Source organism: Pseudomonas sp. DE0157, assembly GCF_007678615.1.
GTDB lineage: Bacteria > Pseudomonadota > Gammaproteobacteria > Pseudomonadales > Pseudomonadaceae > Aquipseudomonas > Aquipseudomonas parafulva_B.
In genome coordinates this window covers 268-11,068 of record NZ_VEJN01000004.1, presented here as the reverse complement: position 1 = coordinate 11,068, position 10,801 = coordinate 268, and the positions used below count along the sequence as shown (strand labels likewise).

The window sequence follows — 10,801 nt, the reverse complement described above, 5'->3', positions numbered from 1 at the left end:
CATGCTGGCCTATATCCTGCGGCGACTGCTGCTGATCATCCCCACATTGTTCGGCATCCTGATCATCAACTTCATCATCGTCCAGGCCGCTCCTGGCGGGCCCGTAGAGCAAATGATCGCCAAGCTCGAAGGGTTCGAAGGCGCCACCAGCCGAATCGCAGGTGGGGGCGCCGAGGTGTCGGTGGCCGGCTCCAACTACCGGGGTGCCCAAGGCCTGGACCCTGCGCTGGTGGCGGAGATCGAGCGCATGTACGGCTTCGACAAATCGCCGCCCGAACGCCTGTGGATCATGATCAAGAACTATGCCCGGCTGGATTTTGGCGACAGCTTCTTCCGTGACGCCAAGGTCATCGACCTGATCCTGGAGAAGATGCCGGTATCGATCTCGCTGGGGCTGTGGAGCACGTTGATCATGTACCTGATCTCGATCCCCCTGGGGATCGCCAAGGCGGTCAGACACGGCAGTCACTTCGATATGTGGACCAGCTCGGCGATCATCGTGGGCTATGCCATCCCGGCGTTCCTGTTCGCGATCCTTCTGATCGTGCTGTTCGCCGGCGGCAGCTACTTCGACTGGTTCCCACTGCGCGGCCTGACCTCCAACAACTTCGATGAGCTGAGCACCACGGGCAAGGTCCTCGATTATTTCTGGCACCTGGTGTTGCCGATCACGGCCCTGGTGATTGGCAACTTCGCCACCATGACGCTGCTCACCAAGAACAGCTTTCTCGACGAGATCAACAAGCAGTACGTGGTCACCGCCAAGGCCAAGGGCCTGAGCCGGTCACGGGTCTTGTACGGCCACGTGTTCCGTAATGCCATGTTGTTGGTGATCGCAGGCTTTCCCTCGGCGTTCATCGGCATCTTCTTCACAGGCTCGCTGCTGATCGAGGTGATCTTCAGCCTCGACGGGCTGGGCCTGATGAGTTTCGAAGCGGCCATCAACCGCGATTACCCGGTGGTCTTCGGCACCCTGTTCATCTTCACCCTCCTGGGGCTGGTGGTGAAACTGATCGGCGACCTGACCTACACCTTGGTCGATCCACGCATCGACTTTGCCAGCCGGGAGCACTGACATGGCCTTGTCCCCTCTGAACCGTCGTCGCTTCGAGCGTTTCAAGGCCAACCGCCGTGGCTGGTGGTCGCTGTGGCTGTTCCTGATCCTGTTCGGGCTGAGCCTGGGCGCCGAGCTCATCGCCAACGACAAGCCCATTGCCGTGCAGTACGACGGCCAGTGGTACTTCCCTGCCTTCAAGCGTTACCCGGAAACCACGTTTGGCGGTGAGTTCCCGCTGGAAGCCAACTACAAGAGCCCCTACGTGCGTGACCTGCTGGCCAAGAAGGACAGCTTCGTGCTGTGGGCACCCATACCGTTCAGCTACCAGAGCATCAACTACGACCTGCGCGTGCCCGCCCCCGCTCCCCCCTCAGCTGACAACTGGCTGGGCACCGATGATCAAGGGCGCGACGTGTTGGCACGGGTGATCTACGGGTTCCGCATTTCAGTACTGTTCGCCCTGACCCTGACCGTGCTCAGCTCCATCATCGGCGTGATCGCCGGTGCCTTGCAGGGGTTCTATGGTGGCTGGGTGGACTTGGCTGGGCAACGCTTCCTGGAAATCTGGTCCGGCTTGCCAGTGCTCTACCTGCTGATCATCCTGGCCAGCTTCGTGCAGCCCAATTTCTGGTGGTTGCTGGGCATCATGCTGCTGTTTTCCTGGATGAGCCTGGTGGACGTGGTCCGCGCCGAATTCCTGCGCGGACGCAACCTGGAGTACGTTCGCGCCGCGCGCGCACTGGGCATGCGCAACGGCGCGATCATGTACCGGCATATCCTGCCCAATGCCATGATCTCGACCATGACGTTCATGCCGTTCATTCTCACCGGCGCGATCGGCACGCTGACCGCGTTGGACTTTCTCGGCTTCGGCCTGCCTCCGGGCGCTCCGTCGCTTGGCGAATTGGTTGCGCAGGGCAAGTCCAACCTGCAGGCGCCGTGGCTGGGCATCAGCGCATTTGCCGTGCTGGCCGTGATGCTGAGCCTGCTGGTATTTATCGGCGAGTCCGCCCGCGACGCCTTCGACCCGAGGAAGTGACATGAGCGAAGAAAACCTGATCGAAGTGCGTGACCTTGCCGTCGAGTTCGTGACCGGCGAGCACACCAACCGGGTGGTCGACGGCATCAGCTTCGACATCCGCAAAGGTGAAACGCTGGCGCTGGTCGGAGAAAGCGGTTCGGGCAAGTCAGTGACTGCCCACTCTATCCTGCGTTTGCTGCCCTACCCCCTGGCTCGCCATCCTGGTGGCACGATCCGCTATCAAGGCAAGGATTTGCTGCAGCAGAACGAAAAGAGCATGCAGCGCATTCGTGGCGACCGTATCGCGATGATCTTCCAGGAGCCGATGACCTCGCTCAACCCGCTGCACTGCATCGAAAAGCAGATCAACGAAATTCTGCTCATCCACAAGGGGCTGACCGGCAAGCAGGCCACCGCTCGCACCCTTGAGTTACTGGAGATGGTCGGCATCCCAGAGCCGCGCAAGCGCCTCAAGGCCCTACCCCATGAACTCTCGGGCGGGCAACGTCAACGTGTGATGATCGCCATGGCGTTGGCCAACGAGCCAGAATTGTTGATTGCAGACGAACCGACCACCGCGCTGGACGTGACCGTGCAACTCAAGGTGCTTGACCTGCTCAAGGCGCTGCAGGCGCGCCTGGGCATGGCCTTGTTGTTGATCAGCCATGACCTGAACCTGGTACGGCGAATCGCGCACCGGGTGTGCGTGATGCAGCAGGGGCAGATCGTCGAACAAGCCGACTGCGCCACGCTATTCGATGCCCCACAGCACCCGTATACACAGATGCTGATCAACGCCGAACCCAGCGGTTTGCCGGCGCACAACACCCCCGGCTCGCCACTGCTGGCAGTGGATGACCTGAGGGTGTGGTTTCCGATCAAGAAAGGCTTGCTGCGCCGCACCGTCGACCACGTCAAAGCCGTGGACGGTATCAATTTCAGCCTGCCCCAGGGGCAGACCCTGGGCATCGTGGGCGAGTCGGGCTCAGGCAAGTCGACCCTGGGCCTGGCGATTCTGCGCTTGATCGGGAGCCAAGGTGGCATCCGCTTCCACGGGAAAGAACTGCAAGGGCTGAACCAGCAAGCCGTACGCCCCCTGCGGCGGGAAATGCAGGTGGTATTCCAGGACCCGTTCGGCAGCCTCAGCCCGCGCATGAGCGTGGCCGAGATTGTGGGTGAAGGCCTGCGCATCCACCGTATCGGGACCGCCCAGGAACAGGAAGCCGCCATCATCGCAGCGCTGCAGGAGGTCGGACTCGACCCGCAGACGCGCCATCGCTACCCCCATGAGTTCTCAGGCGGCCAGCGCCAGCGCATCGCGATCGCCAGAGCCCTGGTGCTCAAGCCGGCGCTGATCCTGCTGGACGAGCCCACCTCCGCGCTGGACCGGACGGTACAGCGCCAGGTGGTTGAGCTGCTGCGCAACCTGCAGCAGAAATACAACCTCACCTACCTGTTCATCAGTCACGACCTGGCAGTGGTCAAGGCTTTGAGCCATCAGCTGATGGTGATCAAGCAAGGCCATGTGGTCGAGCAAGGGGATGCTCAAACCATCTTTCAGGCCCCGCAACACCCCTACACCCAGCAACTGCTGGAGGCCGCGTTCTTGCAGCCTGAAGCCCGTTAACGCCCACGGCGCGTTAACCGTGTCCCGGCCCGACGCGCTCTTCTACAGGGCGCGTCGGTTTGACACGCTGTCAGGCGGCGGCGGGCGTTTCACACTGCGCCCTGACCTGCAGGACGCTAACGCAGGTCCTTGCTGACCCGCTCGACAGCGCCGACCACGCGCTTGGCACCTTCCTGGATACTGCTGATTACATGCCCTGCATGGTCAGCCAGCTGCAGGCCATTGGCCGCTTCGGCACGGCTGCTTTGCACTTCGCCCACGGCCTGGGTCACCAACGCTTGGTTACGTGCCACCACCGCATCGATTTCCGCCGTGGCCGCGCTGGTACGACCGGCCAGTTTGCGCACCTCGTCTGCCACCACGGCGAAGCCACGCCCCTGATCACCCGCCCGCGCCGCCTCGATGGCTGCGTTGAGCGCCAACAAGTTGGTTTGCGATGCAATGGCGCCAATGGTCTGGACGATGGCACTGATCACCGTCGATTGCTGGCCGAGCGCGCTGATGGTGTCACCGGCCGACTGCAGTTGACGCGCGACCCCCTGCATGGACTGCCCCACTTCCTGCATGACCACGACCCCTTCGCTGGCGCTGCCATCGGTTTGCAGCGACACCTCCAGCGCCACCTGCGCCGCTTGCTTGACGGCCTCTTCACGCTGCACCTGGTCGGTCACCAAGGAAGCGAACTTGACTACCCTCACCAGCTTGCCGCTGGCATCGCTGACCGGGTTGTAGCTGGCCTCGAGCCAGACCTCATGCCCGTGGCGGTCCAGGCGCTTGAAACGCCCGGTCACATAGCGACCTGCGTTGAGGGTGCGCCAAAAGTTGCTGTATGCCTCGCCCTTGACCTCATCAGGGCTGCAGAACATGCGGTGATGCTGCCCCACCACGTCGTCCAGGCGGTAACCCAACGCCGTCAGGAAGTTGGGGTTGGCGGCCAGCACTTTGCCCTCAAGGTCGAACTGGATGATGGCGCTGGAGCGCAACAGGGCCTCCAACAGCGCCTGGCTTTCTTGCGCCGGCGCCGCCAGCCAGTTCCCGAGTGGCTGCCCTACCACCGCTTCGGGCGAAACGCCCAAGGCAGTGGCGAACGCCGGGCTGCATTCGAGAGCGCGACGTTGTGCATCAAGGCGCAAAAATGCGCCGTTTTCCAAAACGTCCAGGCGCTGACGAAGCGTAGCCAGTTCGGTTTCGCGGGCGGCCAAGGTAGCTTTGAGTTGCCGATTGAACATGGGGTCACCTGAGGGTGGGGTGCGTCAGCACCAGCGTACTGTCACTGCTTACGTGTGACAGATCAGTCAATACTTGTACAGGCCCACAGCGCGGTCCAACGGGGTGCCTGGGGTCTATCCATCACGTCCCTGATGCCGTTTCGACTCGAAGATACGGCGGTCGTTCCTATAGACAGGCTTAATAAATGTGATTGAACGGGACGAAGGCGCGGGGAAGGACGCCATCATCCAGATATCACCTTTCTGTACAAGAAATCACCTGTGTACAGGTTCAATACAAGGGCCTTTGCTCCGCGCTGCCGCGTGGAGCGTTTTCAGAAAAACTGAAGACAATCGTCTTTCTTCATCGCCCAGAACGCGCATAAATAACGTCAGTCTCCTTATGACCCGGTACGACCCATGCCTACACGTCTTCATGATGCCGCCACCGTCCTTCGCCAGATCACAGAACGTGTGAGCCTGCCAGCGCCCTGCCTAGCACTCTCCCAGGCACGTGAACTGCTCTCGGAGCATTACGGCCTCTGCGGCGAACTACAGCCGCTTGGCAGTCAACAGGATCTGAATGTGCTTATGGATACTGGCCAGGGCAAGTTCGTGCTCAAGGCGTGCCACGCCAGCTACGCCGAGCCCGAGCTGCACGCTCAGCATGCTGCGCTGGGTGTGCTGCGTGACCAGGCCTTGCCAGTGCCTTCGGTGGTTGCCGCAAAGACTGGCAACACCCTGCTGACACTGGATATCGAAGGGCAAGCGCTGAGGGTCCGGGTCTTGGAGTACTTGCAAGGACAGCCCTTGACCCGATGCGGGTGGCTTCCAGCCCCTGTGATTCAGGCGATGGGCACCCTTTGCGCGCAGGTCGACAGGGCCCTTGCAGATTTCGACCACGAAGGTCTGGCACGCACGCTGCAATGGGACCCCAGGCACGCCCCGGCATTGATTGACCGCCTGCTGGCACAGGTGGAAGACCCAAGGCTACGCGGACGGCTGAGCGAGGCAGCACGAGCCGCTGCCATCCGCCTTTCCCCTCTGATGAAGCAGTTGCCCATCCAGGCCGTGCACCTGGACATCACCGATGACAACACCGTCTGGGCTCAAGATGCGCAGCGCCAGTGGCAACTGCAGGGGCTCATCGATTTCGGCGACCTGGTTCGCACCTGGCGCGTTGCCGATCTGTCGGTGACCTGCGCAGCGCTGCTGCATCATGCCGACGGTGACCCTTTCAGAGTGCTTGCCGCCGTCAGTGCCTATCAGGCGGTCAATCCGCTGACCGAGGCAGAACTACGCGCGTTGTGGCCCTTGGTGGTCAACCGTGCAATCGTGTTGGTGCTCAGCAGTGCTCAACAGCAGGCCATCGACCCCGGTAACCAGTACATTCGCGATAACGCCGCCCATGAATGGCAGATTTTCGAGACTGCGCAGGCCGCACCGTTGGCACTGATGGAAGTCGCCATTTTACAGGCAGCTGGTTCAGCGCCTTCGGCCCCCTGCTTCGTTGATTGCGCACCGCTGCTACCTACCGTGGCTGGCCACCCGGTCGCCCGCCTCGATTTGGGGGTGCTGAGCGTGCACTGCGATGCCGGCAATTGGGAGGTGCCAGGTTTCGACCAGCGCCTGCTGGCAGCCCAGTCAGCACCAGCATGCACGTTGCATGGGCAGTATCGCTTGTCCCAGACACACATCGATCGTAGCGAAGAACCGGCAACCTGCGCATTGGGGGTGGAGCTGAAACTGGAGCCTGGCACGGCCGTGCAGGCGCCGCAGGACGGCACGTGGCGGTCTGTAGATGAACAGAGCGGGTACTTGCGCAGCTCCTCATGGGACCTGTGGCTCACTGGTTTGGCACAGGCCCCCGCCGATGGGCAATGGTTGCGAAAGGGCGATGCCTTGGGCAACAGCGGGGAGAGGCTCAGCGTCCAGCTATGCCTGGACAGCAGCCTCGAACCGCCGTTCTTCGCCGCGCCCTCCCGCGCGCCAGCATGGCTGGCCCTGTGCCCTTCCCCTGCGGGCTTACTGAGGTTGGACTGCAACGCAGACGCCCTGCCAGACCCTCACGCATTACTGGCTCGACGCGAGGCCAGTTTTGCCCGGTCGCAGAAGCATTATTACCTAGACCCACCCCAGATCGAGCGCGGCTGGCGCAACTACCTGATCGATCTGCAAGGTCGCTCTTACCTAGACATGCTCAACAACGTGGCCGTACTCGGGCATGGTCATCCGCGCATGGCGGCCGAGTCGGCACGGCAATGGTCGCTGCTCAACACCAATTCGCGCTTTCACTACGCCGCCGTCACCGAATTCTCCGAACGCCTGCTGGCCCTGGCGCCCGACGGATTCGACCGCGTTTTCATGGTCAACAGCGGTACTGAAGCCAATGACCTGGCAATCCGCCTGGCATGGGCCTACAGCGGTGGACGCGACATGCTCAGCGTACTGGAGGCCTACCATGGCTGGTCGGTGGCGACCGATGCGATCTCCACGTCCATTGCCGACAACCCGCAGGCCCTGGAAACCCGCCCCGCCTGGGTGCACCCGGTCGAAGCCCCAAACACGTTCCGCGGCCGTTTCCGAGGCCCGGACAGCGCCGCTGACTACCTGCGCGACGTCGATAACCGGCTGGCCGAACTCGATGCGAGCAGGCGCCAGCTGGCTGGAATCATCTGCGAACCTGTGTATGGCAATGCCGGCGGCATTGCCTTGCCGCCGGGCTACCTGCAAGCGGCCTATGCCAAGGTGCGCGCACGCGGCGGGGTATGCATCGCCGACGAAGTGCAGGTGGGCTATGGCCGTCTAGGGGAACATTTCTGGGGTTTCGAGGAGCAAGGCGTGGTGCCGGATATCATCACCATGGCCAAGGGCATGGGCAATGGCCAGCCGCTGGGGGTGGTAATCACGCGTCGCGAAATCGCCGAGGCGCTGGAGGCTGAGGGTTACTTCTTTTCCTCTGCCGGCGGTAGCCCGGTCAGTTGCCGCATTGGCATGGCGGTACTGGATGTGTTGCAGCAGGAGGGCCTGTGGGACAACGCCCGCGAGACGGGGCGCTATTTCAAGGCCCGCCTTCAAGCGCTGGTCGACAAGCATCCCTTGGCGGGTGCGGCGCATGGTTCGGGCTTTTATCTGGGGCTGGAACTGGTGCGCGACCGGGATACGCTGGAACCTGCGACCGAGGAAACCATGGTGCTGTGTAACCGTCTGCGCGAGCTGGGGATTTTCATGCAGCCGACGGGCGATTACCTGAACATCCTGAAGATCAAACCGCCGATGTGCACCACGCGGGCGAGTGTGGATTATTTTGTGGACTGTATTGATCGGGTGCTTTCGCAGGGCGTGTGAGGGGGATGGCCTGTTGGCCTGAATCTTTGAGCCGTCCATATGGGCCCGCGGCCACGCGGGCGACCCAAGTGGCTAGGCGGCTGACCTGTCTAGCGGCATCAGTAGTGTGAATTGGGCACCGCGCTATCGTGACGTGTGCCCAGCCAAGTCAAGGTGCATTTATCGCCTGCAATAATAAGTCGTGGGACGCGCTGTACAGCATCTAAATACTTGGCCAGGAGCCATGACACTGCATTGAAGAAAACCTACTACACAACTAAATGCGTATCCGTTTCTTCTTGTTACAACAGAATAGACACAGAAGCCGCAATAGGAATATGTTTCGTTTTATCTCATTATCTTGCGTGCGCCCGGGTTCTTTTTTAAGGTTCCTGAGCCGAGAGCAACCTCACGGCACCCCACTCAAACGTAACATCTAGATAATGGTCATTTAAATGCCAAGAGAGCTACCTGCCACGGTCATTACTGATCGTCGTCCCGATTTTTCGCCACTCACTGTCCGTCCAGTTGTGGAACCTCTTGACCCCCAAGCACAGGACACATTGGACTGGTTGATTCGCGCTAACGAATATGTCCAAGACTGGATGACACAGAAAGAAAATGAAATTAATCAGCAACATAATGAAAACTTAAACGCATTGGATGCCGAACTAGATGCTGACATCTTGGAGGCAGGCGGACTAAACACGACCATCGACATATTAACACCCATCAATATTGTCAGGAACGAGAAAAATGTATTAATCAAACTCTACATGGCCAAAGAATCAACCGCCACTGAAAAAAACGCCATTGCACTGCGTTTCGCCAGCAATCACGGCTTTGATCCGGCCAGTGCCAAACCCTCCAGCTTTGTACGCGCCAAAGGCTACAAGGTGGTAGTCGACCAAAAGCGCCTAGCGGACTGGGCGGACAGTTTACAAGCTGTTAAACTTCTTCAAATTTACACTGAAATGGCACAACGTCTACGAGCGCGTGTAGAAACCCTTTTAGCTATCGAAAGCACACAAAATATCCGCGCAGCGGAAGCACTAAGCGCGGCAATGGAACAGATTCGTCTGAATCAGTATCCTTCTCCACCCCCAGGTGTATCACTTGACCAGAACCTCGAAGAATCCAAAGCTCAAAAAGAGCACTTCAAGAATGGTGGTACCGCTTTTCTACTGAGCTGGTTTTATAAGAAAGTGCGTAATCGTGGTGAGTGGGATTACAAGCAGCTGGGCCCGCAGTTTGAAAGCTTTGGAAATTTCAATTATGGTGCTACAGGTACTGCAAGCGGGATATCCGAAGCCGTCCTTTTAAGAGCTGCAGGGGCTGCACAGTTGGTTTCAGGCACATCGCAAGCGGATTTCGACGCTTGGTGGGCAGAGGCGCCATACGGTGACGATCCAGTAGATCAAGCATGGATTAAAGCAGATATTGATTATGCCAAGTCCAAAGAACACTAGGATTTGCCTCTGGTTATTAACACTGCTCTGCCTAGGCCAGATGATCTACATTTATGCATCCAACCGTACTTTGCCAGATCCCGATGAAATCATTTCCGTGTCCCGTGTCGGAGAGAACGGCGCCATCTATGAAGTTCGGTACAGTGGTGGGGGCGCTACAGTCCCTCACGTGTACAGGTACTTCGTGATGGAGGTCCAGCCCAGTCATGAAGCCGCCTTGCAAAGAAGCAAAGATTCAGTTCCTTTTTTGGTGACGAGAAGTACGGGTGCGGTCTACGAGATTACGGGCCGATCCGTAAAACTACGCACCCTAAATAAGATCTACGAATTCCACAATACGGCCTATTACAAGGTCGAAGGTAACTTGAATGAGGTGAAATTCGAACTGGAGGCACGAATGCCATAATGGAGGTATATTAAGGCACACCAGTGCTGCAAAAAATCGTTCCCAGCGGGAGAAACGGACACCCCGCTGACTATCAAAGTCATGATCTTAACTGCCCTATCGATTAGCCTATAGAAATAAGGAAAATCCGACCCGACTCAGTCGGCAATGCTTCAGGCAGAAACTCACTTAACCATAGTGTCTGGGCAAGCACACATTAATGAAGCAACGACGCGAACCCTGACTCTGCTCGCACGCCACGTATTAACTCCTGACCTTACATCGTCAACTTTTTGCTGTTGCTGTTGATCTTGATCTTGCTTTTGATCTTCGCGACTTCAGAAGGCCGAACGCAGGTCTTGCGGAGGGAGGTGACAGGCATGGATGCCTGTCAAGCGCTGGGCCCCAGGATGGGGCCTACAGCGCGGTCCTCCCGGGAGCAAGACCGGAGTGAGGGAACCCCGAAGCGCAGCGTAGGGGCCGTATGAATGGAGCGCAGCGTTTTTTGGTTACTTTTTGTCGCGTTTGACAAAAAGTGACTCGCCGTAATGGCGAAAAGGTGATTAAGCGTCGCCATCGCAAATGGACTATGCTCTCTTTCAACACCCACACCAACGCAATCAAACTTAAAACTTAAAACTTAAAACTTAAAACTTAAAACTTAAAACTTAAAACTTAAAACTTAAAACTTAAAACTTAAAACTTAA

At 58.9% G+C, this 10,801-nt stretch carries 5 protein-coding genes and 2 pseudogenes; 5 read left to right on the top strand and 2 right to left on the bottom strand.

Going from position 1 to position 10,801, the window contains the following annotated elements:
- The first annotated feature begins 1 nt into the window (after position 1).
- The 3 genes from FS777_RS06785 to FS777_RS06775 are packed head-to-tail and all read left to right on the top strand — an operon-like array spanning position 2 to position 3,705.
- Positions 2 to 1,075 (top strand): microcin C ABC transporter permease YejB, encoded by a 1,074-nt coding sequence (locus tag FS777_RS06785; RefSeq protein WP_145254640.1) that lies wholly within the window; start codon positions 2 to 4, stop codon positions 1,073 to 1,075.
- 1 nt (position 1,076) lies between these two features.
- Positions 1,077 to 2,096 (top strand): ABC transporter permease, encoded by a 1,020-nt coding sequence (locus FS777_RS06780; RefSeq protein ID WP_058605100.1) that lies wholly within the window; start codon positions 1,077 to 1,079, stop codon positions 2,094 to 2,096.
- Position 2,097: 1 nt separating this feature from the next.
- A complete protein-coding gene (locus tag FS777_RS06775; RefSeq protein ID WP_078478303.1) occupies positions 2,098 to 3,705 on the top strand; it encodes an ABC transporter ATP-binding protein in 1,608 nt (535 codons plus the stop codon).
- A 116-nt stretch (positions 3,706 to 3,821) separates the two neighbouring features.
- Here FS777_RS06775 and FS777_RS21860 read toward each other — a convergent pair.
- A pseudogene (locus FS777_RS21860) lies at positions 3,822 to 4,253 on the bottom strand (methyl-accepting chemotaxis protein); the annotation flags it as partial.
- 105 nt (positions 4,254 to 4,358) lie between these two features.
- A pseudogene (locus FS777_RS21855) lies at positions 4,359 to 4,934 on the bottom strand (PAS domain S-box protein); the annotation flags it as partial.
- A gap of 399 nt (positions 4,935 to 5,333) precedes the next feature.
- Between FS777_RS21855 and FS777_RS06765 the strand changes: the two are divergent.
- A complete protein-coding gene (locus FS777_RS06765; protein WP_145254637.1) occupies positions 5,334 to 8,261 on the top strand; it encodes an aminotransferase in 2,928 nt (975 codons plus the stop codon).
- Positions 8,262 to 8,695: 434 nt separating this feature from the next.
- Positions 8,696 to 9,709, top strand: coding sequence for a polymorphic toxin type 44 domain-containing protein (locus FS777_RS21645; protein ID WP_256675157.1), 1,014 nt, complete (start codon positions 8,696 to 8,698; stop codon positions 9,707 to 9,709).
- Positions 9,710 to 10,801: the final 1,092 nt, after the last annotated feature.

Excerpts from the sequence above, each read along its gene's own strand:
- FS777_RS21645 (WP_256675157.1), top strand. The coding sequence starts at position 8,696 with ATGCCAAGAGAGCTACCTGCCACGGTCATTACTGATCGTCGTCCCGAT.
- FS777_RS06780 (WP_058605100.1), top strand. The coding sequence starts at position 1,077 with ATGGCCTTGTCCCCTCTGAACCGTCGTCGCTTCGAGCGTTTCAAGGCC.
- FS777_RS06775 (WP_078478303.1), top strand. The coding sequence starts at position 2,098 with ATGAGCGAAGAAAACCTGATCGAAGTGCGTGACCTTGCCGTCGAGTTC.
- FS777_RS06785 (WP_145254640.1), top strand. The coding sequence starts at position 2 with ATGCTGGCCTATATCCTGCGGCGACTGCTGCTGATCATCCCCACATTG.
- FS777_RS06765 (WP_145254637.1), top strand. The coding sequence starts at position 5,334 with ATGCCTACACGTCTTCATGATGCCGCCACCGTCCTTCGCCAGATCACA.